Here is a 26978-nt window from a genome sequence, read left to right on the forward strand (position 1 = left end):
CAGCCATGCGGATGCATGGCTGTTGTTGTCATGTTGTAAGCGAAGGCTCCAGCGCTTCCTTCCAATGTACTCCCGGCGGCATCAGCCTCGCAATATGCTTCCATACACCTTCGAGCTCCGGACGCTCCTCACTGAAGATCGATATGATCCCGCGGTCCTCCCGCGAACGGATCAATCGGCCCATCCCTTGCTTCAGACGCAGCAGCATATACGGCATATCGACTTCTTCGAAGGGGGATGCCGAAGCCTGCCGTTTGGCCATAAAGACCGGATCCTGCGGCGGGAACGGCAGCGACCAAATAATGACGTTGGAGAGCGATGGACCCGGCACGTCCAGGCCTTCCCATAAGCTGACCGCACAAAGAATGCTTGGTTCGTCATTCTGAAATGCTGCTATCAGATCGCTAATCTCCCGCTCCCCCTCAAACCCGAAGCGCATATCGGCACATTCCGGGTAGTTGACAATCTCTTTCTTGAACCTCAGGAGCTCATCCTTTGCGGGGAACAGGATCAAGGCTCTCCCTTCCGTATGCTTCAAGAGCCGTACGGCGGTTTTCATTTTCTCCGAGAACGTTCCTTTATGGGACCATTTGGGCACGATGACCTCCATTTGATGCTCATAATCGTAGGAGGACTCTACCGAGAACGATAAATACTTATCGATGCCCAAGCTCTCCGCAACGTAATCGAAGGAGCCCTCGACGGATAAAGTGGCCGATGAGAATATCACTGGCATCTGCGTGCTGAATACTCTCTCGCGAAGCACTTCCTTCACCATTCTTGGCATGATGACGAGAGACAGCCCGTTGATGCTCTCGGTTACCCAGCAAATCACATTGTCGGATTGATGGAACAGCGCAAGCGCCTTCTGCATCATCTCCAGATGCTCTTCGACAATCCGCAGCTGGTACTCGTTCAAAGTAAAGAGCTCACTCTCGAATACAAGCTCCTCCTCAATCTGGGTCAGCACATGTTGAAATGCTTGAATGGCCTGCAGCAGCCGATCATTTAATATGACCTGCTTCCGGTCCGATCCAGCAATCGTCCTGCTCTGGGATTCGAGCACCTCAAACATCGCTTCACTCAGCATAATGGCTTCGTCTATGCGTACAGCCAGCGATTCTCGAACCTCTCCCTTGAGCAGTCGGGTGATAAGCTCCTCAAACACTACATGCTTCAGCTTATAGGTCAGTGCCTTCTGGGCAGCCGATTCCAATAAGTGCCCTTCATCGAAAACGACAGCACAGTGCTCAGGAAGCAAAGGCAGCTGCCCTTCCCGCTTTCTTCCCTCACTGGTCCACACATGCTCCATATAAAAATCATGAGAGCATATGATCAAATCCGCTGCTCTCCGGTAATGATCCCGGGAAAGCGTCTGTCCGCAGCGATGCCTTCGATCGCATACGAAGCAGTCCTGGAAGGCATCCCAATTGATGTTCTCCCATTGATTATCATTGAGAGAAGGATACTGCCTACGGTCGCCATAGGCATGAAATGCCTGCATCGTATCTCTGGCATGGACAAATTCGGGCAGCTGCTCATACACATCCGAGTAGGTGTCCACGTCAACGTGCCCCAGTCTGGCTTCATCCAGCTTAACCAGACACACATATTGGTCCGGCGATTTGCCTAATCTCGCGTCGATAGCCATGTTCAAGTGGCGAGACAGCTTGGCGATGTCACCTTCCGGCTTTACCAGCTGCTCAATGAGCGATTCATCCGCACAGGCAATGACAGCCGGTTTTCTTGTATATCTTGCGTAGCAGATCGCGTACAGCAAATAAACCAGCGTCTTGCCCGTGCCTACGCCCGCTTCGGCAAATATGGTCTGCTTTTCCGCAAAGGCCCGCTCGAGCTGGAACGCCATGTAAATCTGCTCATCGCGGACCTCAAACCCCGATTCCGGTAAAATATCGTAAAATACGTCCGCTACCCAATTCCCAACCTGTTGAAGAAAGGGCCGGGAATGATCATATTGAAAAGGATACCGCTCCAAAGTTCGTTTGCCCCCATGCTGTTCAAAATGTTAAATCCCTCTATTGAAAAAAGGATACTGGAATCCATCCGGTATCCTTCCCCAATTATACCAATTGTACCGTAAATTCTCCGCAGGTTTCTTCTCCCCACAGGAGCTCCATCCGGTCGCCCGAGGACACAGCCGCCACACCCGCCGGTGTTCCGGTGTAAATGATATCCCCACGACCCAGACCATAATGCTTCGCAATGTAATCGACAATGACTTGAAGGTTGAAAATCATGTCATTGATGTTGCCGCGCTGAGCCTCCACTCCATTGCGCCGCAGAGAAAATTCCGTTTGCTTCACCTTATCCGATCCCGGGAAAGCACGAAATGCTGTAACCGCAGCCGAATTCCGGAATCCTTTGGCCGGCAGCCAAGGCTGCCCCTTCTTCTTGATAACCGACTGCACGTCCCTCAGCGTAAAATCAATGCCCAGAGCCATCGTATCCACCAGCTGATCCACGGTTATTCCCGGTTGATAATCCGTCCCTATGTGAAGCACCAGCTCCGTCTCAAAATGGAGCTCCCCCCGATCTCCCGGCAGCGCAATCGGCTGCCCCTGGATGACAGCAAGCGCATGGGTCGGCTTCGTAAAAATCATCGGCTCATCCGGTACTTCATTGCCGAGCTCAGCCGCATGAAGGCCGTAATTGCGGCCGACGCAGTAAATATTGCGAATGGATTCCATAGAGGTCATTCCTTTTCTCATAATAGTTACTTTCCAATAGCATAATCGAATGGAGAAGAAATCTCAATGGCTGACCTGGCTGCCTCTTCACAGCTTTCAAGAGCCGCCAGCTGCGCATGGTCAATGCCCGAACAATGGCAGGACATGCACGCCTTGATTGTTTCAACCAGCGAAATCGAGTTTCAAAATATAATTATATTCTAAACCATTCCATGCTATATATCTAGTGGTTTTGAAAGTATTTATTATCCTGATCAGCCATAGTCTTTATGAAAAGCAATAAAAAAGTGAAGGCATCCGATTAGATGTCCTTCACTCTCCTAAGCGATGATTACGGGTCCTTGCTGTCCGAATCCGGGGTCAGTGTTGGTTTCGGCTTGGCCGACGTTTTCGGTTTCGGTGTCGCCGTAGGTGTCGGTGTCGGCTTTGGCGATGTGCTTCCCTTAGGTTTGACCGTCTGCTGCGGTTCTCCCGGTTTGGAAGTAGAAGAACCCGTATTATTTCCGGAGGACTTCGTCGATCCGTTATCGGAGGTGATTCCCGATTTCTGCGAAGGGGCTCCCTGGTCCTTCTTCGTGTCCGTTGCTGCCGGCTTTTTCGTTGGGGCCGCCGGCTTAGGTGTAGGAGTGGGCGTTGGCTGCGGCGGAGGAGGTCCTTCCGTTATATTCCCTTCCTTATCCACCTTGGCGTTAATGGACAGGCTGCTAAGCTTGTCAAACAGCTTGGCTCCGTCCTCGTCCGTCATTCGAACGGGCTGCGCCCATTTCGTCAGGATCGGGACCATTTGCAGCTCGCAGGTCCTCTCCTTTGTACATTCCGCATGGAGAACCATGCTTTCCCATGTGGCCGGCTCCTCATTCGTTGTGAATATAAAATTACCCAGGCTGTACGCAATCCATTTGCCTTTGTATACCTCAAAGCCCTGTACGACATGCGGATGGCTCGCAATGACCAGATCGGCGCCTTGATCGATATATTTATGGGCCAGATCCGTCTGGTCCTTAACCGGACGATCTTTGCGTTCCACGCCCCAGTGAGCGATGACGACAACCAAATCCGCTTCCGCTCTCGCTTTGGCGATCGCCTCCAGGGGGAGCTTCGTGCTGTAGGATTCCGCTACACCAGGCTTGTTCTTGCCCGCGTACCAGTCCGTATTTTCCGCTACCCGGCTGAATCCGAGAAATGCGATCTTGATTCCATTGCGTTCCATAATAACCGATTGATAGGCTTCATCACTGTTCCGCCCCGTTCCGACGCGCTTCATGCCTATCTTATCCAGCTCGTCCAGCGTATCGAGAAGGCCCTCCGGACCATAATCCAGAATATGGTTATTGGCGGTGTTCACCAAATCGATACCCGCTGCCTGCAGCGCAGGAAGTGCTTGCGGAGACGATCTGTATACATAATCCTTGGATTGGGCGCTTCCGCGCATCGTAATGGGAGTCTCCAGATTCGCTACTGTAATGTCGGCCTTCGATAAGTAGTCCTTTACATAACGGTATGGATAGTCCCAACCGTTCTTCTTCAGGATGTCCTCCACCTTGCTCCCGAACATGACATCCCCTACAAAGCTTAGCTTGACGGTCTGTTTGCCGCTATCCGCTGCATCTGCGGCAGGAGCGGGATCTTTGGCATTTCCGTTAAGCGCGGAATCGGTATTCACTGTGCTGCCGTTAACGAGATTATTCCCCGGCGCGGCGCCGCCCGATCCCTTGGGAGATACTTCAACAGGAGGTGCGGATAATTCCGGATTATCCTTCTTGTTCAACCAGTTCATAAGATAACTGAATGAGGCAATGGTCAATACGGCCAGTACGCCGAGTGTGATCCAGGTCTTGCGAATATTTTTCTTTTCCTCCAGCTGTTTTTGGGTGCGTGATTCCACCAATTCCTTTTGTTCTTCGGATGGTGCTTCTATCAGTTCCTGCTGGATTTCGGATCGTGTTTCTTCTATGATGATCTACCCCTTTTTAAAAATGCTGCATGAAAGACAGCCGTCCGCTCAATGACGTCGTACGGGAAAAAGAAGACCTTCTGCCATTATACCAAATCTTCCCGAGCGGGTCATGGAACCAATCACCTATAAAGTCCTGTATAACTCGTTGGAGAATAAGCCTTGGTACTAGTCGAAGGGGCAAAATGTGAATATTTCCCAAGCATATGGTACAATGAGATTAGACGGGTTAAGCGATTCTCAGGTCGCGACTCAATACGCATATGGATAGACATCAGGAAAAGAGGAGAACCGTTTTGGCAAGATGGCAAATTAATTTAATCGTCCTATGGATCGGACAATTTCTAGTGATGAGCGGCATGACGATGATTACTCCGTTTTTGCCGCTGTATATTCAGGAAATGGGTATGTCGGATCCCCATCAAATCGCGATGTGGTCAGGCTTCATCTTCGCGGGTAATTTCGTCACCTCATTTTTATTCCAGCCCATCTGGGGAGGCCTCTCCGACCGTTACGGGCGCAAGGTCATGCTGCTTCGTTCCGGCTTCGGCATGGCTATTGTCATGACACTGATGGGCTTCGCAACAAGCCCCTGGCAGCTGCTCGGACTCCGCATTATCAACGGCGTCATCTCCGGATTCATGCCGGCGGCCGTCGCTTTAATGTCCACCAATACGCCCAAGGACAAAATGGGGTTTGCAATGGGAACACTGCAGTCCGGCGGTGTCGCTGGCTCGATCCTTGGTCCGTTCATCGGGGGCTTGATGGCCGAATGGGTCGGCTTCCGACCGATCTTCTACATTACCGGACCGCTGCTATTCTTCGCTTCGCTACTTGCCATGTTCCTTGTGAAGGAGAACTTCGACGCCGCCGCAGCCAAGAAAAAAGCCAATATTTCTACCATCGAGGGCTTCAAGGAAATTAAAAAAACGAAAGAGCTGCCTGCCCTTTATGCGGTTACTTTCGTCATTCAATTCTCCATGCTGAGCTCCATGACGCTGATCCCCTTGTTTGTTCAGGATTTGCACGGCAAAGGCGAAATGCTGGCCTTTTATTCGGGGCTCGTCAGTTCGGTCACCGGCTTCTCCAACATGATCGCCTCACCGCTTCTGGGACGGTTAAGCGATAGAATCGGGTCGGTCAAAATCCTGGCCGTCTGTCTAATCGGCGCCGCTATCTCCTTCATCCCGCAAGCCTTTGTCACGAATATTTGGCAATTGTTTGCCGCACGTTTCATGCTCGGGGTCTTTATGGGCGGAATGCTGCCTTCCGTGCAGACATTAATTAGCAGCTTTGCTCCCAAGGGAATGGAAAGCCGCGCTTACAGCTTTAATACCAGCGCCCTGAGTCTCGGCAATATGCTGGGCCCGGTTATAGGCGGTGTATTGTCCGGCTGGCTTCATATTCAAGGGCTGTTTCTTATGGCCGCCGTGCTGCTGTTCGCCAATGCATTATGGGTACGCAAAGCGCTCTTCAAGTCTCAACCCCGTACTGGGGATTCATCTTCATAACGGGGATCATTTTACGAAGTTTCGGGGGTGCTTACATGAAAGTGAGTGTAAAAAAGGTTTTGTTCGTCATCGTATGTGCAGAGCTGATGATATGGTATTGGTCACAGTGGGATGTCCATGACCACAACAAGCAGGTTGTCTACCATCAAAACAATCATGAGAAGCAAGCACCTCAGAAACCGGAAGATAACGAAACCGTACTTCAGAAGGCTTCGTAAATCGGCAAGCTCCTCTTAGGAACGGATCCTGCGGAACAACGCGGGCTAGGTTTTACATAATAAACCCCAGAGAAGGAGTGAGCTTGAAGCCGATTCAGTTCTTTTTCGGGGGAGCCAATCTTTAAAAAAAGCCGCTGACACCGCGCCCCGATCAGGGAGCACGCATGCAGCGGCTTTGTTGTATGCGGCTTTAGCGGACTCTGGCAATAGCCAATCCGTCGTAGGCCGGCAAGATAACACCTTCCAAACGCGGATCGCGCGTGATGCCCTCATTGAACTCCCGCATCTTGATTACCCGGTTCCCGTTCTCCTCCGGGTTCATGGAATCCCCGTGCAGAAGCGTGTTATCCCCGACGATAACGGCACCCGGGTTAGCCAGCTTGATCGCCCATTCCAAATAATTCGGATAATTGCCTTTGTCCGCATCGATGAAGAACAGGTCAAACCTATGACCTTCCGCTTCCAGCTGGGCCAGACTATCCAGAGCCTCCCCTACCCGATACTCAACCTTATCACCAAGCCCCGCTTCCGTAAGATTGCGATGGGCCAGGTCGGCATATTCCTGCTTCAGCTCCAGCGAGTACAGCTTCCCCTGCTCCCCTAATCCGCGAGCCAGACAGATGCCGCTGTAGCCGCCGAGCGCCCCAATCTCCAGTACATTGCGTGCTCCGTTCATTTTGATAAGAAGCGTCAGCAGCTTGCCGTAGCCTTTGGCTACCGAAATGTCCCTCATGCCGCTTTCGGCAATGCTCTGCGTTACCTTTTCCAATTGCTCATCCTGTTCCAAAAGAGATTCTACGTATTGCTCCGCCGTCAGCTGCTCCATGCAATTTTTCCTCCCGAATCATTTGTATAAACGCTATGTTTATCCTATACTAGACTATTGTATGGCTTTTCCAAAAAGACTTCAACCGAAGATGAAGCGGCAATTTGGGATTGATCACAGACTACGGAGTGAATAATTGATATGTCAGAAATTCATTTGATTGCTACGGCTCCTATGGGCTTGGAGGCTATTGTAGCAAGGGAGGTTCGCGACCTCGGGTACGATCAGGTCACGGTCGAGAACGGACGGGTGACCTTCGTCGGGGATGAGCTTGCCATTGCCCGGGCCAATCTGTGGCTGCGGACCGCGGACCGCATCCTGGTCAAGATGGGACAGTTCAAGGCAGTCACCTTCGACGAGCTGTTCGAAGGAACCAAAGCGCTGCCTTGGCCGGATTGGATCCCGGAGCATGCGGAATTTCCCGTGGAAGGCCGTTCCCATAAATCCCAGCTGTCGAGCGTACCGGCCTGTCAGGGGATTGTAAAAAAGGCGATCGTGGAGAGCATGAAGCAGCGCTACCAAACAGAATGGTTCCGCGAAACCGGAGCGCGGTACGTCATTGAGGTGGCGCTGTTGAACGATGTGGCGACCCTGACCCTCGACACTACGGGCGTCGGCCTGCATAAGCGGGGCTACCGCAAGCTCGTGACGGAAGCCCCGCTCAAGGAAACGATGGCTTCAGCGATGATCCTGCTGAGCCGCTGGCAGGCGGAGCGCCCGCTGTACGACCCGTTCTGCGGGTCTGGCACCATTCCGATCGAGGCTGCGATGATCGGGTGGAACTTGGCGCCGGGCCTCAGGCGCACCTTCGCCGCCGAGGCGTGGCCTGTCGTGCCGGAGGCCCTGTGGGCCGAGGCACGGGAGGAAGCCTTCGATCTCGTGCGGGACGATGTGCCGCTCGAGATCACGGGCTCGGACATCGACAGCAAGGCGATCGATGTGGCGTTGGCCGCCGCCAAGGCGGCCGGGCTGGCGAAGGAGCTGAGCCTGCAGGTGGTGCCTGTAGCCAAGGCGCATCCCCGCGGCGATTATGGCTGCATTATCACGAATCCGCCGTACGGCGAACGGCTTGGCGACAGCAGCGAGGTCGAGAAGGTGCTCCGCCAGCTTGGCGGGGTAACCGCCCATCTGCCTAGCTGGTCCACCTTCATTCTGAGCCCAAGCAAGCAGCTGGAACGGTATATGGGCCGGCCAGCCGATAAGAAGCGCAAGCTGTTCAACGGACGGATCGAATGCAACCTTTATCAATACTTTGCTCCCGGCGGCCTCTATGGCTGGCGCAAAGATGAGAAGTAGGAGCCCGGTACGTCGAAATAAGTTCCAGTTCACCGTTTAGAGCTCTGCCATGCAAAGCAGCAAGCCCTATCTTCCTCCCTAGAACAGGGCGGCAGATGGGGCTTTTTTTGCAGAAGATCATCCTGCTGCTATGACTCTATATCCTGGAAAGTAAGAGGGCTGACCGGCTTCCTATATCTCTACTTCTTCCTCTCGCCATATAAAATGCTCCCGCCGAGGGCCGTTCGATATCGAGCGTATCGGAACGCCGATCTGCTTCTCCAGAAAGCGGACGTACTGCTTGGCTTCTTCCGGCAGCTCATCGAATGTCTTGATTCCCGTGATGTCACATTTCCAGCCGGGGAGCCATTCGTAGACAGGCACGGCCTGCTCCAGTCTCCCTGTCGTCGGAAACTCCTTCGTCCGTTCCCCGTTGATCTCATAAGCGGTGCAGACCGGGATGCGGTCCAGATAGCTCAATACGTCGAGCAGTGAAAGAGCGACCTCCGTAGCGCCCTGCACCATGCAGCCATAACGGGTGGCAACGGCGTCGAACCAGCCTACACGGCGGGGTCTGCCCGTCTTGGAGCCGAATTCGCCTCCATCACCGCCGCGTTGGCGAAGCTCGTCCCCTTCCTCACCCTGCAGCTCGGTAACGAAGGGCCCTGCTCCTACGCAGCTGGAATACGCCTTGGCGACAGCAATAATGCGCCGGATAGCATAAGGGGGAATCCCCGCTCCAACCGGAGCGAAGCCTGCCAAAGTCGATGAGGAAGTGGAATAGGGGTATATCCCGTGATCCGGGTCGCGCAGAGCACCGAGCTGTCCCTCTATCAACACCGATTTACCTTCATGCAGCATTCGATTCAGCAGCGAAGTCGTATCGCACACAAACGGCTTAATCGCCTCGCCTTCCTGAAGCAGCTGCTCCATGAGTGATTCCACTGCAAGCGCATCCTTGTGATACAAATGCTCAAGTATAATGTTCTTCGATTCCAGCGCTTGCTCCAACCGTTTCAGCAGGCGCTGCCGATCGTATAAATCAGAGACCTGAATGCCGATTTTCAAATATTTATCCGCATAAAAAGGAGCTATCCCGGATTTCGTAGAACCGAATTGTCTGCTTCCGAGCCGTTCCTCCTCCAGCGCGTCGAACAGCAAATGATAGGGCAGTACGACCTGGCAACGATCCGAAATCCGAAGCTGAGGTTCCGGAACTTGGCTTGCCAGAAGCTTCTCATACTCCTGAACCAGGCCGCTTATATTGAGCGCAGCACCCGGCCCTATGACATTGATAACCCGTTCGTGGAAAACGCCGGAAGGAAGCATATGCAGCACAAACTTGCCGAATTCATTGATAATCGTATGCCCCGCGTTGTTGCCTCCCTGAAATCGAACCACCACATCCGCATCGGATGCCAGCAAATCCGTTACCTTCCCTTTCCCTTCATCTCCCCAGTTCGCTCCTACGACTGCCGTTACCGTTCCTTTCAAAGAGTATCCTCTCCTTTTGATTTTGTTAGCCTCACATTGTCATTATATTGGTTATTGTGATATAAAAATAATGAATAATATGAATATCTACTATAAATGGAGATAATGGATGGAGACGAATCTGGAAGGATTAAAAGTATTTTTGGCCGTGGCCAAAGCCAGGAGCTTCTCGAAGGCAGCCGAAGCATTGTTTATCACCCAGCCTGCGGTCAGTCATTCGATCAAGCAGCTGGAGGAGCAGCTGGGAGGCCCTCTGTTCTTTCGAACCTCCAGGGGCGTTAAGCTGACCGTAGAGGGGGAGGTGCTGCTTCGTTATGTGGATCAGGCGTTCCAGCTCCTGGCTGAAGGAGAGCGCAAGCTGATGGAAATGCATCAGATGCTTGGCGGCGTCGTGCATATCGGAGCTAATGATACCATCTGCAAGCATGTGTTGATGCCTTACCTGGAATCGTTCCACAAGAGCTATCCTCAAGTGAAGATGCATGTGACGAACCGTACGACGCAGGAAACCGTCAAGCTGTTAAAGGAAGGGAAGATCGATTTTGGGGTCGTGAATCTGCCCATTACGGATCATCAGCTAACCATTCGAAGCTGGAAGCCGCTGCATGATATCTTCGTTGCCGGAGCAAGCTATGCCGAGCTGATGAAAAGGCCGGTGACAGCCGCCGAGCTTGCCCTGCAGCCGCTTATTATGCTCGAGCGGGACAGCAGCATTCGTCAATATGTGGAACGTTTTTTCAATGGTCAGCAAGTTAGAATCACTCCGGAATTCGAGCTGGGAAGCATGGATCTGCTGATCCAGTTCGCCAAGGCGGGATTAGGCATTTCCTGCGTCACCAAGCAGTTCGTCAGCGATGAGCTGGCTTCGGGCGAGCTGTTCCCGGTGCTGCTGGAGCCCGAAATTCCTCCCCGTCATATCGGTATCGTGACCTTGAAGGATGTCCCGTTATCTTTTGCGGCTACAACGATGCTTGATCTTTGTCTGAAGGACGGACCTGCCGCTCCATAGCCGGATGGAAGCAGCTTCTTATGAACAAAATGGCAGTTGCGTTAGTTAAGACGAACTCTAAACTCCGACAAACATCTTTTTCAGTATGGCTATGTTAATAGTCGAAGAGGATTCCGCAATATAGTTAAATTCGGCCGCTTTTCCATTAGGCGGTTTCCTTTTTATCGAAAATGGAACAGTTGGATTTGACATAGCCATATATAAAAAGAATGCACCGCTGCTTGCAGCAATGCATTCCTTTTGGCGGCTAAGCCAGCCTTCTTGCTTCGAGTCTGCAGCTTAAGTAATCGTACAGGCTCAAAAACAAATCGTTCACGAAATCGCACCGAAACGAGAATTTCACTTCCCCGCGCCAGTAAAAGGTCAGCAGATGGCTGTTTTTACCCATAACCATCTCTACGTCCCAACAGGGATGCTGCAGCTCGAACACTTCCTGGTTAATAAACATCTTGGGTCCTTCATTAGACAAATATACGCCGATCAAATTGCTTCCGAGCTTTGTAAAAAAGCCTTGCTTGGTCATAAACTCCCGTTCTTCACCCGACATGGCGAGACCCCCCTGACTGTAACTTTTGCGTACCCAAACACGACGAAAAGACCCCTCTGAGCCTAGGCAGGAGTCCGCTATCTATGCGTAACACCGTTCCTTCGGCAGCTGGCTGGCAAGAACCTCTGCGAGGATTCGTAGCCCCTGTAGCTTTGCGTCACAAGCTTTCACCTGCTTTGCCTTTTCGAGATCGAATCTGTCAATTCGCGCAACAAAATACGACATCCCTAGCATATAAGATAGGCCCTAAGGAATACATATTCTTTAATACCTAATTTCGCGAATTTTCCACGGACTTTAGACCTAATTTATAAATTTGTTCTCCCCTGCGGTAGAATAAGGTTCCGAACAAGGTAATCACAGCCATTGTGACAAATAGTCCCGATCCGCCCCAATGCGTAAGCAGGACACCCCCCACCATCGGACCTATGAAATGTCCCAAATTATTGAACGATTGCGCACCGAAATAAGTGCCCCTCATACCTTCCGGTGCCAGCCGGTCTACCAGTACGTTTGCCTGCGGATAATTCAGAATTTCTCCCAGCGTGAAGAAGAACATGGATAGCATAAAACTAATCCAGCCCGCCGACAGAGCGAATCCGATATCCCCTACGGCAAACATCACGTTCCCGATTGCAATAGCTGTCATCGGCCCCCACCGTTCGAACAGTCTTGACAACGGAACTTGAAGCAGCACGACGACAACGGCATTCAGGCTCATAAGCAGCGCGAATAGCGAGGCGCCGCCGGCAATATTTTGTTCAATATATTGCGATAAGGTCACGGTCATCTGGGAGTATCCGATCGCTCCCATGATAGCGCCGCCGATATAAAAGCGGAACACCCTGTCTTTTCGTACGATATTCCATGCGGATAATATCGTTACACTGCTGCGTTTCTCCCCCTCGATCCGTTTGATGCCGAACCTGCGCAGCAGCACTCCCAGACCTGCCGCATACAGAAAATAAAATAACCCCGTAACCATAAATGGCAGCCAAGCTTCCATCGTACCGAAGAAAGCGCCGAGCAGCGGTCCCACTGATACGCCGACATTAATGGCAATATAGCGTAAGGAAAATACTTTGAGCCGTTTTTCCTTGACCGTCACGTCCGCCATTAACGCCTGGGATACCGGTTCATATAAGGAACGGCAAAGTCCGTTCAGCATATTGAGCAGCATGAATGCGACCGGAGACTTCACCAAGGCAAAACCAAAAAATACGAGCACCCATCCGTACAGTGCCGCCAGCATGATGGTTTTCCGTCCCAGCCTGTCCGACAGCGCTCCTCCGACGAATCCTCCTACCGTGGAGGCTAACGGCCCTAATCCGATAATCATTCCTATGAGAACGGGACTGAGCTGCGTATCCTTGGATAAGTAAATAGCCAGAAACGGCATACTCATAGAGGAGGCTGTACGGGCTAATATGGTTCCGAAAAGAAGAACGTGGACAATGGGATGATATTCACGAAAAAATGATGCTAATCGCTGCATGCAGTGTTCTCCTTTGCCGCCAACTCTAGTTTTTCTACCATTGGTAAATAAAAGATTTACTCATTATACTTCAAAACCTCCATCCTGTCTTTAGTCAAAAAAAAGAGAGCCTCCCTCATGGGAAAGCCCTCTGGAAACATGTATTGTTATTTTAAATCTTCACTTACCTTGATCACGTACATTTGAGACGGGTTCTGGTTTAGCTTCAATTTGCCCTGATCATCGTAGCCGTCCACGCCAAAGTCGTTGTCGTTTACAACCGCAATCGTATTTTTATCAATGACTGTCAAGCCTTCCAATTTTTCATGTGGATAGCCTAGCTTGGCGACATCGACAACCAGTTCCTTCGTAACAGGAACGATTCCTTTCTCTTTCAGCTGCGCTATCGTCAGCTTCTCCAGATCGTTGCTGGCTTCAGTGCCTAACAGATTCGTTGCTTTGGAAAAATCCGCTCTGTAGATCCGCTTGAGCTGCGCTTCCTCTCCCGCGTTTTTATCGCGCTCGTCTACCAGAACTACGTCAGAGCTAAGCGCGGACAAGTCACTGATGACGACATCCTTTTGTTTGACATTTTTGAAGCTGCTTGCGTTTTCAGCAACATAGACGTACTCGCCGATGATTTTCTTGTTGGACAGGTCCATCTTTAAAATCCGCAGATGGCGGGATTCTTCGCCGGTCTTTTTATCGGGTACCGCCATCGGACTTTGAATGGAGGTGTACAAATATTTCCCGTCCGGAGAAATGGTTACGCCCTCGAAGCCGCGATTGGCAATGCGGTTATTGTATACTGCAGGCAGCGTATCATAGATTTCCATCTGGGCGCCGGCAGCCACAAGCTTGTCCTTCGAGCCTTGAGGCACATAGCGGCCGATGACCGTTCCATCTCTCTTCACTTGAAGGATGGACGGACGGTATTCATCGGACAGCCAGAAGGTATCGTCGCTCGGGCTGTAGGCGATGCCCTCCAGATCCAGGCCATCCGGATCGTAGCCCAGCTTCTTCGTGCCAGAGCCGTCATACGGTACCTCGTCGTTTCCTTCCAGGTTCGGCATTCCGGTCAATTCAGAGGTCTTGGAATAGACATCCGTTTTGCCTTCCGGTAAATGCAGCTTGATCGTTTCCAGCACTTCGATGGTTCCGTTCGCCGCTTTTATTTTATATATGCGCGGAACGTACTTGTCGTCCGGGAACGTGCGCAGCTTGTCCTTGCCGAATTCGCCGTTCGGGCCGCGATCAGCCAGCGTATAGAACACATCGGCCGGATCGTTTGGCATGTGAAGCAGTCCGGAGAAGCCGCCTTCCTTAATTCCTGCCGTAAGCTCGGACGGGTTTTTCCATTCATGGATGGCCTCTACTTTAGGCTGCTCCTTTAGCTGAATCGTCTGGGTCGCTTCATTCCACTCTACCTGCTTGCCGAGTGCTTCACTGAGCGCACGCAGCGGCACATAGGTACTGCCGTCGATGACGACTGCATCTTGATCCAGCTTAACCGGCTTGCCGTTGGATACGATATTGAACTTAACCGCTATCTCCTCCAATGCATTTTGCGCCGCTCCGGCCGCCTGCGTCCCCATTAAAGCAAAAACGGCCAGTGATGCGATCAGCCATTTTCTTTTTCTTAACCACTTTTTCATAGAACCCCTCCGCACTCTTCATCGTAGACTCACGATTTCAAGTATAGAAGCGATTTGTTTATGGAATATGAAGGCCATTTGAAGATTTTGTAAAGACAACCTCATAGAGCCAGGACTTCACTTCGAAACCTCCGGGTACTTTGCAGAATTAAAAAAAGAACGCCTAGCTTCAGCTAAACGTTCCCTTAATGTACAACTATCCTTTTTTGACATATTTACTGGCTTTCTCGATGGCTTCGTCCTCTGTAGCCCCTGTAACGTAACGGCCATTGATATAAATGAATGCAAATCTGGAGCAAGGACCACAGTACGATTTGCACGCCACTTTAATGTCGGCGTCCGGAGCCAGTTTTTGAAGCTTGGGCAGCGCCGTCTTCATCTTCATATGCTTGCACTTATCGCAAACGCGAATATCATTCGCCATGGTGAACCCAATCCTTTCGTAACCGAAGACGGCTTAGTGGTCTCCGTGGTTACCCTTGCTAGGATTGGTAACAGCAAAGCCCTCTTCTGGCGTATAGAAATAATCGATGCGCACGCCATCCAACAACGGCTGGTCTTTTTCCAGAATGACATCGATGTTCTTGTCCGTGCTTACGACTACGTCCTTATCAGTAGGCGTATCCAGGCTCATGCCATAATGGGCATGATCGCCATGGCTGTGCGTAATGTAGACACGCAGCTTCAAATCCTTGTTTTCTTCTTTTTCCAGCTCAGCTAAAAGCATTTTGGCGGCATTGCGCGAAATTTTGCAATTCATCTGTATGACATCTCCTACTGATTGTTTTCTCCTTATTGTAAAGAAACCTGTCCGGGAAAGCAACCTGATCCTGCCGATTTATCGGGCAGTTTGTAGGAATCGGGAAATACTGGCTTCGTCAAGCTTGGAATAATGGATTGAATTGGAGAATCTTCCTTTCGTCTCCTTTTCCAGATGATATTCTCTTATTGCGTCCGTATCCTTCAGTATATGCCCCGTCAATATGCAGACGGCTGTAGAGTCCTTATCTATAACACCAAGACCCGCCAGCTTGCGGAGTCCCGCAACCGAAGCCGCAGAAGCAGGCTCGCATCCAATACCGCTTCGGTCCACCTGCGCCTTGGCGTCCATAATCTCCTCATCCGTAACGGACACGGTGATTCCTTGAGTCGGCTTTAATGTGTACTGAAGGGCTTTCTTCCAGCTTGGCGGGTTTCCAATATTCAGCGCTGAAGCTCTTGTGGCAGGATTCGGCTCCGGCTTAAGCTCGCTTAAGCCTCCCTCCACCATCGCATGAAACGGACTTGCCCCGTCCGCTTGTACTATGGCAACGTTCGGCAGCTTATGGATGAATCCGAGCTCATACAGATCTTTGAGACCTTTACCCAAGGCCGTTGCGTTGCTTAAAGCTCCCCCTGGCACCACGATCCAATCCGGCAGCTGCCAGCGGAGCTGATGGGCAATTTCATATAGGATGCTCTTCTGCCCCTCGATCCGGAATGGATTGACCGAATTGCATACGTATAAGCCGAGCGCCTCGCTGTACATTTCGCTAAACCGGATCCCGTCGTCGTAGGTTCCCGGGAACGAAATCAAGTGAGCTCCGTAAGCGAGGGTTTGCAATACCTTGTTCATCGAGATGCCTCGGTCCGGCAAAAATACGTAAGAAGAACAGCCTGAAAGAGCCGCATACATGGCTAAGGAAGAAGAGGTATTCCCCGTGGAGGTGCATGTAAACCTCGTGTAACCGACGGAACGTCCGTGGGAGACAGCTACCGTCATCCCATTATCCTTGAAGGAGCCGCTGGGATTCTCGCTCTGCGCTTTCAGCATCAGATTCCGTACTCCCGCATACGAGGCCAGGACGCCAGAGGAGTAAAGACCTGTGTTCCCCTCATATTTCGTCGTCATGAAGGCATCCGGCAGCAGCGGATGAATGAGCTCCTTATAGCGCCATACCCCGCTTGCATAAGGAGACAGGCGTTCCGACAACCGGTTATCGAACTCCCGCTTCAACCGTTCCGTATCGACAGACCGAAAATCCTGCACGATATCGAGCAGACCTCCGCACAAGCAAATGTAAGGGTTCCTGGCCTCGTCTATTGATAATTCCGCTTGGCAATCTATACATTGAAACCGCACCATAAGCACCTTCCTTCGGGTTGTTGAGTTTTCTATCGCTTACCCATTACAATAAAAGAAACTCATTCATAAAACTAATATATGATTTTTATAAAAGCATAAATTATATTGATGCTTTAAAGGAGAAGCGATTAGGTTATGAACTTGCATGCGCTAAAGCTTTTTTACGAAACGGCCGTTCGCGGCGGGGTCACGAAGGCTGCAGAAGCTCTCCATATCAGCCAGCCGGCTGTAACGGCGCAAATTCGTAATCTGGAGAAGGAGCTCAGCCTGCAGCTGCTGGCCTCCCAAGGCCGGGGAGTCCAGCTGACGGAAGCCGGGGAGCTGCTCTTCGGTTACGCAGCCAAGCTGTTTGCGCTGGAGAAGGAAGTGGATGCCCGACTGAACGAATACCGCAGCGGAAAGCTCGGTACTTTATCCATTGCTGCTACGTACCTGCCTGCCAATTTTGTTCTTCCTTCCCTCATGGCTGCCTTCAAGCAGCAGAACGAGCACGTTGATCTTACATTAACAACGGCCAATTCCCAATCGGTATTCAGCAAGCTGCTCCATTACGAAGCCGATCTTGCCGTCATCGGGGGCAGTAAAGAGGCCCCTGCCGGTATCGAACGCGAGGAGCTGATGGAGGATGAGCTCTGGTTCATCGTGCCTTCCGGTCATCGACTGGCCAACACCACCGTTGAACTCAAGGAAATCGTCCGTGAGCCGTTCATTCTGAGGGAGCAGGGCAGCTCTACCCGGGAGAAGCTATTCGCGCTGTGCTCGCTGCATAATATCGAGCCCCCGAAGGTCGGCTTGCAGTTCAACGGTCTTGGGGAAACGATCCGTGCAGTTTCGTCCGGGTACGGCGCCATCCTGGTATCCGCTATGGAAGTCGGCGAGCATGTCCGTCATGGTACGGTCGCAAGAGTTCATGTGGAGGGCGTTCAGCTAACCAATCCGATCGCATTGTACAGCAGAGTGAACGAGGAGCTTTCACCGGCTGCACAGCATTTTGGTTCCTTTGTGAAGCAAAGGATGCCCTTTGTTCCTATGACCTAGCCATTGTGCAAGAACCAGGCTTCCTCAAAGGGATGGGGAGTGATAATGACGTGCCGGATTCAGCAGCACTGTCTCTCGCAGTACCGTAACATTGCCTGGGATTCGCGAGCGTTGGAAAATGGCAAAGGAGGTTTTTCAAACCAGTAAAGTGGGTAAGTTAAAAAGGCATAGGATAATCGAGAGGAGCTAGCAAGAATGGATATCGCTAAAGCTGAACGCTATGCCAATATTCTGCCCATGGCCGAGCTGGATACGAAGGAGAAGAGACTGAACCCTTTTACCGTATACAATCGTCTTCGGGAAAGCCATCCGGTCCGTTATGATGAGAGCCGCAGCTGCTGGGACGTGTTTCGTTATGAGGACGTGCATAGGATCTTGAAGGATCCCGCTACCTTCTCCTCTGTTCGCAAGCTGTCGGAGAGAGAAACCCTTCTGACGACGGACCCGCCGCGGCATACCCAGATGAGGGCTATCGTCAACAAAGCTTTTACCCCCAAAGTAGTCAACGATTTGGCTCCGCATATCGCTTCCATAACTAACGAATTACTGGATAAGGTTATCCGCTCCGGCCAAATGGATACGGTTCATGATCTGGCAGTTCCGCTTCCCGTCATCGTTATTGCCGAGCTTCTCGGGGTTCCTCCCAAAGACCGGCATCTGTTCAAGGAATGGTCCGATGTTCTCGTTAAAGGACCGGAAGTGAATACGGATGAAGCCTTTCATCGCGTGATGACGGAAAAGGCGCAAGCCATGAAAGAACTAAATGCTTATTTTGCTACGATCGTTGAGGAAAGACGACGGCAGCCGCAGGAAGACCTGATCACACTTCTGCTGGCTGCCGAAATCGAAGGAAAGAAGCTGGAGCAGGAGGAGCTTCTCGGTTTCTGTATCCTCTTGTTAGCTGCCGGCAACGAAACCACAACGAACCTGATTACAAATGCCGTACGGCGATTGACAGAGGACCAGGAGCTGCAAAGACAGCTTCGGAATCAGCCGGAACAGACAGCCGGTTTCATCGAGGAAGTGCTGCGCTATTACCCGCCTATCCAGGCTATCGGCCGCGTAGTTACCCAAGATGTTGAAATACACGGAACACCGATTCAAACGGGCCAGCAAATTGTTTCATGGGTTGCGTCGGCCAATCGGGATGAATCGCATTTTCCGAATCCGGATCAGTTCATTGCAGACCGCAAGCCGAATGCCCATCTCTCCTTCGGCTTTGGCACCCATTTTTGCCTCGGCGCCCCCTTGGCCCGCCTGGAAGGCCGAATCGTCATTCAGCACTTGCTTGAACGGCTCGATGAGATTCAATTTATCGAAGGCACCGAGCTGGATAACATTCAGAGCCCGTTCGTCTATGGCGTGAAGCAATTTCCGGTTCGTTTCAAGGCTAATTCATAAGGTGAACCGCTGCGTAGTACCCAAAAGCCGCCCATCTCCAGAGAGAAGGACGGCTTTTTGAGTTTGTCCAGCCTGCTTAAGCTACTCACCCTGAAATGGGTTGACGAAGGAGTGTAGAAGCATTCTTATCTGTAGCGGGACGGGAGCATAGCCATCTGGAAGCTACCTTGCTGCATTCTTATACCGGCCGAGCGGTACGGCATCCCGAATATCCCGTTTCAGCTTCCGAAGGTCAACCCGCCTCCGGCTTTGCTTCCGGCTTAGCTGCATACCGCATCTCAGGCTTAGCTTCCGGCTTTGCCGCTACCTCAGGTTTTGCTTCCGGTTTGGCACTCACAGCAATTGGAACTGCAAGCGCTGCAATCACCATCGCTCCTAAGATCCATTTCAAGCCTTTTTTCATGTTCATCATCATGACCTCCATACATTGAATTTGACTTTCTTCATCCATCTTACAGCAAGGGCAGCTGGGATACATGAGACATAGCCGGGAAAAGTCCGGGAATATTCCGGGAATCATCCTGCACCTATTCCCCCTTATGCTAAATGCAAGCTTTGTTCAGACATTGCGAAAAAAAGAAGCCTCTCATCCTCTACAAAGAGGATTGGGCTTCTGTACCTTTAACCATCCTGAACAGCTGATCTCAATCGGCCCGCATGTTTGCCGCTAATTGCGTCCTCGTGTTGATTCCCAGCTTAGAGCATATATTCGATTTCAAGTATTTTTGACCTCATCTCATCCTATTCCTCGCGCGATTTTTGGACCAAACGTTTTGCAGCATTACGGTCCGTAACCTGAAGTTTATTTAAAATATTGGACACATAGTTCGCCACCGTTTTATTACTAATATGCAGCCGGTTAGCGATCTGGGCATTGGTATCCCCCTCGGCGATCCGCTCCAAAATTTCCAGCTCGCGTCTGGTCAGCTCTGCAAAGGCAGGATCATCCACAGCTACCGCTGAGGGCTGTGAGAAGTAGTGCATCATTCGGCCGGCAATATCCGAGCTGAACACCGCGCCGCCGCTGCCCACCATCCGTATGGATTGCAGCAGCTCCACTTCATCGGCATCCTTCAGTACGTACCCTTTCGCTCCCACACGCATAGCCGTAAAAACCGACTGATCATCCCTAAACATCGTCAGGATCAAAACCTCAACCGCCGGGTATCTTTCTTTGATCAGGCGAGTCGCCTCAATGCCGTTCAGACCCGGCATGCGGATATCCATCAGAATCAGATCGGGCTGCAGCTGGCCTGCCAGCTCCAGCGCCTCCTCACCTGACGATGCCTCTCCAATCACCTCCAGATCGTCTGTCGTACGAAGCAAGTTGCGCACGCCGCTGCGAAATAACGGGTGATCCTCTGCAATGACGATTCTCATGTCGTGTTACCCCTTTTTTTATGAAATCGGCAGTATGGCAAGCACCCTGGTGCCGCCCTGCTCCAATCGTTCTATGGAACAATGTCCGCCCAGCTCCGCCGCTCGTTCCCGTATCGAGACGAGACCGATGCCCCCTTTACCTGGAATCAGCTGCGTATAAGATGGATGCAAGCCTGCACCGTTATCCGTTACGTCAACCAATAGCTGCTGTGCGTCGGACACGTTCAGCTTGACAGTACAGGCGGTAGCCCGACTGTGTTTAATGACATTGACCAATGACTCCGTAACGATACGGTAAGCCGCCACCTCTACGGCCGCCGGCAAATCGGGAAGCTCCGGAGGTTCTATTAAACGGATGATCAAAGCAGCTGCTCCCTGCTCATCGGCCAACAGCCGGGCCGGCTTGGTCAGCTCGCGGATTCGTTCTTGAAGGGCGCCAATCAAGCCAAGCTCATCAAGCGAAGGCGGACGTAAATCATGCACCAGGGTCCTAATTTCATCCACCGTCGAGCGAATCACCTGGCGTAAGTCGGCCAGCATCTCGATCGCGACAGCAGGCTGCTTTTCTACATACTTCTCCGCCGTTGCCGCATTCAAAGCAAGTGCAGCAAGACGCGGGGCCAAATCGTCGTGCAAATTTTTACGAATCTGCCTCCGCTCCTCCTCTCTTGCCAGCACCAGCTTCTCCCTGGATTCCTGCAAATCCTTCGCAAGCAGCTTCATTCCGAGCGTCATGTTTACATTTTCCACAATCGGTCCCGCCTGGCGAAGCAGTACGTCCAGAAACTTATTATCTTCAGAGGAAAACGCCTCACCGGGGGAACGGCTGGATAAGTACAGCGTGCCAAGCTGCTCCCCTCGATGAATAATGGCAAAAGGCAGCACCTCGTGCACCGGGTTCCCGACCGAAGCAGCCAAGGTATCTTGACCGCCCACTCCTATCACAATGCCGGCATAGGGCAAGCGCAAAGATGCTTTTATCGTAGAGGCGACTGCTGTGAGCATTGCTTCCGGTGCTAGGGGCTGAATAAGCTGATTCCCGAGCTCGAGCAGAACCGCATAGGGATCATCGTGACGCCCTTTCATCATCCGGTTAATGAGGCGCTGCAGCTTCTCCTTCAGCGGAGCGAATACAACCGCTACAACCGCCGTCGCAATGAGCGAGATAAACAGGTTATCCTTCGTCTCGAAGAGGCGGCTCAAGTAATACACCGAAAATATATATATCGCGGCGACGCTGACAGACAATGCGGCATACACCAGGGTCCGGTTGACAAGCGGGTCAATATCCCATAGCCGGTGTCTTAACACAGCCATCGTCAAGGTTACGGGAATGGCCAACAAGATGAAATTAAGGATGGCATTAAGGTACACATACGTCAAGGCTGTACCGTCATTCAAGCTCGGCTGGAACAGCACGCTCATCACGACAAAGCCCGTAATGCCGATGGCTAGCCCATATACGACCCATTTGGTTTGCTGCCGCTGGGATGGTGATGATACTCTGCGAAAACGGTACACTTGAGAATAGATGAGTATAAGCGTCGAGGAAGCATACCATAGAAACTGCCAAAAAGGCGGAATACCAAGGGCGTTCCAAATGCTTCCGCCGTAAAACAAATTGCTTACGTCCACCGCGCTAATGAGGAGTAAAACAACATATGTCCATCCGGGCACAAATTTTCCATTCGGAAATAAAAGGAACAAAAGCGATAAACTGATCCATCCCACAGTAGCTACAAGCAAAAACCATCCGTGCAAAAAGACGGTATCCTGGGAAGCAACCGAGGTCAACGACGGAAACGAGGTGCCGAACGAAACCATGGCAAGCGAAGCGAGCACAGCCATTGGCTCGCGAAATCCTTTCCAATAGATAAGAAATGCCGCAGCATAATAGACAAATGTAAAAATAACATCAATAAGCACAAAGATAAGCGCATACATCTCGAGCGACAGGCGCAGCTTTCCTTCGGCTTCGATAGGCATCGCCGACACCCAGGTACCGCAGCCATTCTCGATACATGTAGAGACAAGCCAATGATAATAGGCAGGGATCTCTGCTGTGTATAGTACCACTGTAATAAGACTGAACATTCCCGCTAACAGCTGGAGACTAAGAAGGATTCCTTTCCTATGAAGCCAATTGACCGGGGTGCTGCCAGTCCCTGTGATTGAATGCTGCGTCCGCTGCATGGACTTCCCTCCGCTCCCATAGTTAAAATCTACCTCTATTATAGCGGCCCTCCTATACCTTGAATATGAAGATGTTTTAATTTCCCGAAAGACTTCCTGAATGTCCCGAAAAATCCCGATTTACCTTCCTATCATAATGTGATGCGCTCCTCTATTCCTCATGATGCTTTTTTTCCTACAATCAAAATGCAAGAAAATGATGACGAATGAATTTTGGGGAGGATGCATCGGATATGTATGAGAAGCAAATGGTTCGATGGTTAGGCATGATATGTTTACTCGCTGGCATTACACGTATGGGAATGACACCAAGCTCCTTGATCTGGGGGTCGGAAAGCATGCAGGAGCTCGCCTTCGGGCTTGTCGCCTGCATCCTGATGTCTGTCGGTACAATGGTTACCTATATGGTTCAGGCAAAAGAGACGGGAATTACCGGATTTATTACGGTTCTTGCTATCACCGTAGGCAATATCCTGACAACGTGTATGCTATGGGGCTCCATGATTTTCGGCAATCCGGCAATAAACCCGGAAGGAATGTTGTTTAACCTTACAAGAACCATAGCACTTATCGGTTTCACAGGGGGGACAATTGTATTTACGGTGCTTACGTATCGTGCCCATGTATTTCCGCGCTGGATTTCGTTACTGCTGGTGCTTATGTTAATGTCCATTGCGCTCCCTGTGGAGGACAACAAATATTTCGCCTTCTTCTGGGGGCTGGCGTACGTAGGGATGGGCTATGCCATTTGGGCTGGCAAAACAAATCAAAATAAACATGGATAAGCCGTCGAATGGAGGAATAAATCGCAAACCATCTATTCCAATAAAATCTTAGGAAGAAGCTGTACCTTAGATGGCAGGCCTGGCTTGCTATTTTTTTCTTTGTTCTTTACTATTAATATAGTAGCGATTCTTTGATTACATAATTACCAATTAACTAGAAACTTACCCCGGTGTAATCAACTATAAAGGGAAAGGATGGTTGGCCATGTCCATGCCAGAAACGGAGAAGAACCAGGTCATTCAGAAGAACAATTACATCCCGAAGCAGCCTACCCATATCGAATGCTCTATTGAAAAAACGTTAGATGCGATCGGGGGAAAATGGTCCTTTCTAGTCCTGCGGGAATTGTTCGGCGGAACCAAGCGCTTCGGCGAGCTGCAAAAGAAAATAAAGGCCATCAGTCCCAAATCGTTAACCGAAACACTCCGCCATCTGGAGGAGCAAGGGGTTCTTGAACGTACCGCTTATCCGACTGTGCCCGTCACCGTAGAATACACGCTAACACCCAAAGGGCAGGATCTTCATCAAATACTGAAAGAAATGAAGCTGTGGGCCGCCAAGTGGTCCTAACATCCCCTGCTGACGAGGTGTAGAATGATAGCGTTTTACAAGAAATATTGGAAAACTGTTTTTGATATTGCCTTACTGCTGCTCACAGTATATTTGTTTATGCTGCTGTTCAGCTATTTGTATGGCATAGCCACACCGATTTTCCTCGCCTTTATCGTCTTTCTGATTATCGAGCCGTTTGCCCGATTTCTTAATAGGAAAGGGGTAAGCAAGAGCATAGCCTCAGCTATTTCAACGATCGTGTTCATTCTTGTTATCCTGGGTGCGTTAACGGGAGTCGGCGTCATTTTTACAAGCCAAATCATGAATTTAAAAGAAAAGCTGCCGGAATACTCATCGATCCTGCAAAAGCAGCTGATTCTTAAGACAGAGCTTCTCCAGAGCCGTCTTGAAACCATGCCATCATTACCTGATGATATAGCCCAAAAAATAACGGAGTACTCCACACAAATTACGCAAAAATTGACCATGCTGGCCGGCCAGTTCTTGACCGGAACCTTCAACATGCTGACCAGCTTTTCGACCTTTGTCGTCAATTTTGTTATTGCTATCATTTTGGCCTATTTTTTAAGTATCGAGATAGAGTCATGGAAAAAACTCGCAAAGGAGAAGACGCCCAAAACGTTCAAGTCGGCCTTCACCTTTTTGCGCGAAAATGTATTGAAGGGCATAATCGGGTACATTAAGGCCCAGTCCAAGCTGATCAGTCTGACCTTCATCGTCATTTTTGTCGCTCTGCTTGTTTTGGGGGTGAAAAACTCCTTTTCCATCGCTTTACTGTCAGCTATATTCGATGTGCTTCCGCTGCTCGGCGTTTCAACGTTGTTCATTCCATGGATCATCTACTTATTTGTCGTAGGACAGACCGTGCTAGCCGTATGGCTGACTGCCCTGCTTGGGGTTGTCATCCTGGTGCGTCAAATTATGGAGCCCAAAATTACGGGGGACTCTCTCGGGGTGTCAGCTTTCACCATGCTGTCCTTCATGATTATTTCGCTATCCTTATTCGGAGTCGCCGGGCTTCTCTTATCCCCGGTTTTGATCATCACGATCAAAGCGCTCTACGAACAGGGGTACCTGCAGCGCTGGATTCGTTGGCCGGAGGGAGAATAATCCGTTACGGCACCTAGACTAGACAAAATAACCCCACAAAGTGGGGCATTGGCTTCGAAGCCGATTCAGGTACTTTGCGGGGAGCCCCGAAAGTTATAAATTCTATACTGTCTAGAAAGACTCGAACCTCAGTTCGGGTCTTTCTCATTTCGTGGATAAATATTTACGTTCCACGCGGCCGGTGAACAGGTTCATTAAAAACAATGTGACCGCGATATCGTCAATGGGCAGATACGGCATCAAGTCGGGCATGACCCAATAGATGATAACCGGGACGGCAAACAGCAGCTTTTCGGATAAGGGCACTCTAGGAGAGGTAAGGATCGGCCCTATGCGGCGGAACACATGTCCCCAATATTTGAATGATAAAAGTCGTTTCCACATCTGTACTTCCTCCTGTAAGCGCGACTTCCCTATAGTATATCGAACTTTTCTTTAAAAACAAAAAGCCGTCCGTTGGACGGCGATTTTGTTGAGAAACCTGCAGAGCTTGAACTATTGCCAGTATACTCCGGTGGGGTATGCCCCTCCAGCCGCTGTTGAAACCCGTGAAAGTTGATTATATTTAGCGGTATTTTCACGGGTTTCAAAGGCGGACGTAAACTCCTCCGAGGCATACCCCACCTCCATATGCAGCAAACTTCACGCAAACCAGGTTTTTCAACAAACAAACCGTCCGCCGGACGGCCTACACCCTACTCCCCATGGCCATGGCTTCCAGAATCATTCGGGCAACGGCCTCATACATGGCGGGAAACTGGGAAAGAGGCAGCGGATTTACGCCAAGCCCCGCTTCGATCGTAAAGCCCGGCCGCCGAAATTCCTGGATGAACCAATCTTTATATCCTGCATCGCTATCCGTAAGCTTAATAGGGATATAGCCGCTCACGAGGGAGAGCCTGCAGGCCATCTCCTCCGACTCAGGCGGTTCCAAGTCACGATAATTCCAATAAATTTCTTCCCCCTGAGTATGCAGCGCAAGAACCATCCGAAAATCACGGCTTCGCGTAAGCTCTGCGATAGCACAAGCTTCTGGCTCACTGAGCGGCTGCTCACCTCCGTAATCCCTGGGTCCTGGCGACGTCACCCCTCTGCGTTCCTTTTCCTCCCCCCAGCCTGCTGGAAACTGGTCATTAAGATCGACGCCCCTGGCATTCGCCTTCCAGCCGGAGAAATCGGCAGAGCCATGATTCCAATCCAGCAATTGGGCATATATCGGGGACTCCGGAGCCATTCGTCCGTGTACTAGCTCAACCCCGTCGGGATTTACCATAGGAACGACCCAAAGCGTCGTCTGCCCAAGCAGCTGATCAACATCCATTCCATACAAGCTCTCCATATTTGCGCACGCTTGGACCAGATCTTCAACGAATTTCATTGCCAATAGCGATGTAATCCATTCATTGGCATGAAAGGATGCATTGACATGAATAGGACAATCTCCCGTTCCGATCCGAAGCACGGGTATGCTTTTGCCGAGAACACTTCTTCCTGCATGACCCGCTTGAAGAAAGGAATAACGCTGCTCAAGCTCCGCGATATCTGCCAGAAGCTCTTCGTAGCCGTATACTTGGCTCGTATCTACGATACACTTCTTCATAGTCCGCCCCCTTGGCTATCATCTGAAGCTATATCAAATACATATGTATGCCATGCAAAGGCTGCCGATGATAACACCCTGCGACATATCTGTCCCTCGTT

At 50.9% G+C, this 26978-nt stretch carries 25 protein-coding genes and 1 riboswitch; of the genes, 9 read left to right on the plus strand and 16 right to left on the minus strand.

All coding sequences use genetic code 11. From position 1 onward, the window contains the following. Positions 1-28: 28 nt before the first annotated feature. The 3 genes from GGC63_RS02620 to GGC63_RS34825 form a co-directional block, all read right to left on the minus strand. Complete coding sequence (locus GGC63_RS02620; protein WP_192700984.1) at positions 29-1996, minus strand: ATP-dependent DNA helicase; 1968 nt, start codon at positions 1994-1996, stop codon at positions 29-31. A gap of 85 nt (positions 1997-2081) precedes the next feature. Next, complete coding sequence (locus tag GGC63_RS02625; protein ID WP_192701405.1) at positions 2082-2708, minus strand: fumarylacetoacetate hydrolase family protein; 627 nt, start codon at positions 2706-2708, stop codon at positions 2082-2084. A 331-nt stretch (positions 2709-3039) separates the two neighbouring features. After that, on the minus strand, positions 3040-4593 hold the full coding sequence (locus GGC63_RS34825) for a CapA family protein (RefSeq protein ID WP_318780969.1): 1554 nt from the start codon (positions 4591-4593) through the stop codon (positions 3040-3042). 365 nt (positions 4594-4958) lie between these two features. On the opposite strand from GGC63_RS34825, the gene GGC63_RS02635 reads away from it, so the two are divergent. Then, complete coding sequence (locus tag GGC63_RS02635) at positions 4959-6173, plus strand: MFS transporter (protein WP_144027733.1); 1215 nt, start codon at positions 4959-4961, stop codon at positions 6171-6173. A gap of 35 nt (positions 6174-6208) precedes the next feature. After that, positions 6209-6391, plus strand: coding sequence for a hypothetical protein (locus GGC63_RS02640; protein WP_079908590.1), 183 nt, complete (start codon positions 6209-6211; stop codon positions 6389-6391). A 190-nt stretch (positions 6392-6581) separates the two neighbouring features. Here the strand turns inward: GGC63_RS02640 and GGC63_RS02645 are convergent, their stop codons facing one another. Beyond that, the gene (locus GGC63_RS02645; RefSeq protein ID WP_192700985.1) at positions 6582-7217 is read right to left on the minus strand and encodes an O-methyltransferase; all 636 of its coding nucleotides are present in this window, start codon (positions 7215-7217) and stop codon (positions 6582-6584) included. Between the two features lie 141 nt (positions 7218-7358). Here GGC63_RS02645 and GGC63_RS02650 point away from each other — a divergent pair, with 141 nt between their 5' ends. Beyond that, positions 7359-8513 (plus strand): THUMP domain-containing class I SAM-dependent RNA methyltransferase, encoded by a 1155-nt coding sequence (locus GGC63_RS02650; protein ID WP_192700986.1) that lies wholly within the window; start codon positions 7359-7361, stop codon positions 8511-8513. Positions 8514-8684: 171 nt separating this feature from the next. On the opposite strand, the gene GGC63_RS02655 is transcribed toward GGC63_RS02650, so the two are convergent. After that, positions 8685-9986: an adenylosuccinate synthase gene (locus GGC63_RS02655; protein WP_192700987.1), complete on the minus strand. Its 1302-nt coding sequence runs from the start codon at positions 9984-9986 to the stop codon at positions 8685-8687. 109 nt (positions 9987-10095) lie between these two features. On the opposite strand from GGC63_RS02655, the gene GGC63_RS02660 reads away from it, so the two are divergent. Beyond that, complete coding sequence (locus tag GGC63_RS02660; RefSeq protein ID WP_192700988.1) at positions 10096-10995, plus strand: LysR family transcriptional regulator; 900 nt, start codon at positions 10096-10098, stop codon at positions 10993-10995. Positions 10996-11242: 247 nt separating this feature from the next. Here the strand turns inward: GGC63_RS02660 and GGC63_RS02665 are convergent, their stop codons facing one another. From GGC63_RS02665 to thrC, 6 genes are all read right to left on the minus strand, one after another. Then, positions 11243-11542, minus strand: a complete 300-nt coding sequence (locus GGC63_RS02665; protein ID WP_079908584.1) for a hypothetical protein — start codon at positions 11540-11542, stop codon at positions 11243-11245. A 100-nt stretch (positions 11543-11642) separates the two neighbouring features. Continuing rightward, a riboswitch (cyclic di-GMP riboswitch) is annotated at positions 11643-11733 on the minus strand. A gap of 80 nt (positions 11734-11813) precedes the next feature. Further along, entirely contained in the window at positions 11814-13037 is a 1224-nt protein-coding gene (locus GGC63_RS02670; protein ID WP_192700989.1) for an MDR family MFS transporter, read from the minus strand. Positions 13038-13183: 146 nt separating this feature from the next. Then, positions 13184-14671, minus strand: a complete 1488-nt coding sequence (locus GGC63_RS02675) for an esterase-like activity of phytase family protein (RefSeq protein ID WP_192700990.1) — start codon at positions 14669-14671, stop codon at positions 13184-13186. A gap of 196 nt (positions 14672-14867) precedes the next feature. Continuing rightward, positions 14868-15095 carry a DUF1450 domain-containing protein gene (locus GGC63_RS02680; protein ID WP_079908581.1) on the minus strand — a complete coding sequence of 76 codons (228 nt, stop codon included), beginning with the start codon at positions 15093-15095 and terminating at the stop codon, positions 14868-14870. 33 nt (positions 15096-15128) lie between these two features. After that, positions 15129-15431: a heme biosynthesis protein HemY gene (locus tag GGC63_RS02685; RefSeq protein WP_079908580.1), complete on the minus strand. Its 303-nt coding sequence runs from the start codon at positions 15429-15431 to the stop codon at positions 15129-15131. Between the two features lie 78 nt (positions 15432-15509). Next, positions 15510-16793 carry a threonine synthase gene (gene thrC, locus GGC63_RS02690; RefSeq protein ID WP_318780984.1) on the minus strand — a complete coding sequence of 428 codons (1284 nt, stop codon included), beginning with the start codon at positions 16791-16793 and terminating at the stop codon, positions 15510-15512. Positions 16794-16931: 138 nt separating this feature from the next. Between thrC and GGC63_RS02695 the strand changes: the two genes are divergently transcribed. After that, positions 16932-17834, plus strand: a complete 903-nt coding sequence (locus tag GGC63_RS02695; RefSeq protein WP_192700992.1) for a LysR family transcriptional regulator — start codon at positions 16932-16934, stop codon at positions 17832-17834. Positions 17835-18029: 195 nt separating this feature from the next. Continuing rightward, a complete protein-coding gene (locus tag GGC63_RS02700) occupies positions 18030-19235 on the plus strand; it encodes a cytochrome P450 (protein WP_192700993.1) in 1206 nt (401 codons plus the stop codon). A gap of 232 nt (positions 19236-19467) precedes the next feature. On the opposite strand, the gene GGC63_RS02705 is transcribed toward GGC63_RS02700, so the two are convergent. The 3 genes from GGC63_RS02705 to GGC63_RS02715 all read right to left on the minus strand — a co-directional run bounded on the left by GGC63_RS02705 (position 19468) and on the right by GGC63_RS02715 (position 22808). Next, on the minus strand, positions 19468-19644 hold the full coding sequence (locus GGC63_RS02705) for a hypothetical protein (RefSeq protein ID WP_225947871.1): 177 nt from the start codon (positions 19642-19644) through the stop codon (positions 19468-19470). 332 nt (positions 19645-19976) lie between these two features. Then, a complete protein-coding gene (locus tag GGC63_RS02710; RefSeq protein WP_192700994.1) occupies positions 19977-20615 on the minus strand; it encodes a response regulator transcription factor in 639 nt (212 codons plus the stop codon). Between the two features lie 18 nt (positions 20616-20633). Further along, entirely contained in the window at positions 20634-22808 is a 2175-nt protein-coding gene (locus GGC63_RS02715) for a sensor histidine kinase (RefSeq protein ID WP_192700995.1), read from the minus strand. A 233-nt stretch (positions 22809-23041) separates the two neighbouring features. On the opposite strand from GGC63_RS02715, the gene GGC63_RS02720 reads away from it, so the two are divergent. From GGC63_RS02720 to ytvI, 3 genes are all read left to right on the plus strand, one after another. After that, positions 23042-23593 (plus strand): hypothetical protein, encoded by a 552-nt coding sequence (locus tag GGC63_RS02720; RefSeq protein WP_192700996.1) that lies wholly within the window; start codon positions 23042-23044, stop codon positions 23591-23593. Positions 23594-23798: 205 nt separating this feature from the next. Beyond that, a complete protein-coding gene (locus GGC63_RS02725; RefSeq protein WP_079908574.1) occupies positions 23799-24164 on the plus strand; it encodes a winged helix-turn-helix transcriptional regulator in 366 nt (121 codons plus the stop codon). 24 nt (positions 24165-24188) lie between these two features. After that, positions 24189-25277: a sporulation integral membrane protein YtvI gene (gene ytvI / locus GGC63_RS02730; protein WP_192700997.1), complete on the plus strand. Its 1089-nt coding sequence runs from the start codon at positions 24189-24191 to the stop codon at positions 25275-25277. A 144-nt stretch (positions 25278-25421) separates the two neighbouring features. Here the strand turns inward: ytvI and GGC63_RS02735 are convergent, their stop codons facing one another. Further along, a complete protein-coding gene (locus tag GGC63_RS02735) occupies positions 25422-25661 on the minus strand; it encodes a hypothetical protein (RefSeq protein WP_192700998.1) in 240 nt (79 codons plus the stop codon). 304 nt (positions 25662-25965) lie between these two features. Further along, entirely contained in the window at positions 25966-26877 is a 912-nt protein-coding gene (locus GGC63_RS02740) for a M14 family metallocarboxypeptidase (protein ID WP_192700999.1), read from the minus strand. Positions 26878-26978 lie beyond the last annotated feature (101 nt).

The sequence above is a fragment of the Paenibacillus sp. OAS669 genome, assembly GCF_014873645.1.
Taxonomy (GTDB): domain Bacteria; phylum Bacillota; class Bacilli; order Paenibacillales; family NBRC-103111; genus Paenibacillus_S; species Paenibacillus_S vulneris.

What these genes read in the sequence shown, in the direction of transcription:
- GGC63_RS02625 (WP_192701405.1), bottom strand. Translation starts at nt 2,708, where the DNA reads ATGGAATCCATTCGCAATATTTACTGCGTCGGCCGCAATTACGGCCTT.
- GGC63_RS02640 (WP_079908590.1), top strand. Translation starts at nt 6,209, where the DNA reads ATGAAAGTGAGTGTAAAAAAGGTTTTGTTCGTCATCGTATGTGCAGAG.
- GGC63_RS02645 (WP_192700985.1), bottom strand. Translation starts at nt 7,217, where the DNA reads ATGGAGCAGCTGACGGCGGAGCAATACGTAGAATCTCTTTTGGAACAG.
- GGC63_RS02650 (WP_192700986.1), top strand. Translation starts at nt 7,359, where the DNA reads ATGTCAGAAATTCATTTGATTGCTACGGCTCCTATGGGCTTGGAGGCT.
- GGC63_RS02660 (WP_192700988.1), top strand. Translation starts at nt 10,096, where the DNA reads ATGGAGACGAATCTGGAAGGATTAAAAGTATTTTTGGCCGTGGCCAAA.
- GGC63_RS02665 (WP_079908584.1), bottom strand. Translation starts at nt 11,542, where the DNA reads ATGTCGGGTGAAGAACGGGAGTTTATGACCAAGCAAGGCTTTTTTACA.
- GGC63_RS02670 (WP_192700989.1), bottom strand. Translation starts at nt 13,037, where the DNA reads ATGCAGCGATTAGCATCATTTTTTCGTGAATATCATCCCATTGTCCAC.
- GGC63_RS02675 (WP_192700990.1), bottom strand. Translation starts at nt 14,671, where the DNA reads ATGAAAAAGTGGTTAAGAAAAAGAAAATGGCTGATCGCATCACTGGCC.
- GGC63_RS02680 (WP_079908581.1), bottom strand. Translation starts at nt 15,095, where the DNA reads ATGGCGAATGATATTCGCGTTTGCGATAAGTGCAAGCATATGAAGATG.
- GGC63_RS02685 (WP_079908580.1), bottom strand. Translation starts at nt 15,431, where the DNA reads ATGAATTGCAAAATTTCGCGCAATGCCGCCAAAATGCTTTTAGCTGAG.
- GGC63_RS02695 (WP_192700992.1), top strand. Translation starts at nt 16,932, where the DNA reads ATGAACTTGCATGCGCTAAAGCTTTTTTACGAAACGGCCGTTCGCGGC.
- GGC63_RS02700 (WP_192700993.1), top strand. Translation starts at nt 18,030, where the DNA reads ATGGATATCGCTAAAGCTGAACGCTATGCCAATATTCTGCCCATGGCC.
- GGC63_RS02705 (WP_225947871.1), bottom strand. Translation starts at nt 19,644, where the DNA reads ATGAACATGAAAAAAGGCTTGAAATGGATCTTAGGAGCGATGGTGATT.
- GGC63_RS02710 (WP_192700994.1), bottom strand. Translation starts at nt 20,615, where the DNA reads ATGAGAATCGTCATTGCAGAGGATCACCCGTTATTTCGCAGCGGCGTG.
- GGC63_RS02715 (WP_192700995.1), bottom strand. Translation starts at nt 22,808, where the DNA reads ATGCAGCGGACGCAGCATTCAATCACAGGGACTGGCAGCACCCCGGTC.
- GGC63_RS02720 (WP_192700996.1), top strand. Translation starts at nt 23,042, where the DNA reads ATGTATGAGAAGCAAATGGTTCGATGGTTAGGCATGATATGTTTACTC.
- GGC63_RS02725 (WP_079908574.1), top strand. Translation starts at nt 23,799, where the DNA reads ATGTCCATGCCAGAAACGGAGAAGAACCAGGTCATTCAGAAGAACAAT.
- ytvI (WP_192700997.1), top strand. Translation starts at nt 24,189, where the DNA reads ATGATAGCGTTTTACAAGAAATATTGGAAAACTGTTTTTGATATTGCC.
- GGC63_RS02735 (WP_192700998.1), bottom strand. Translation starts at nt 25,661, where the DNA reads ATGTGGAAACGACTTTTATCATTCAAATATTGGGGACATGTGTTCCGC.
- GGC63_RS02740 (WP_192700999.1), bottom strand. Translation starts at nt 26,877, where the DNA reads ATGAAGAAGTGTATCGTAGATACGAGCCAAGTATACGGCTACGAAGAG.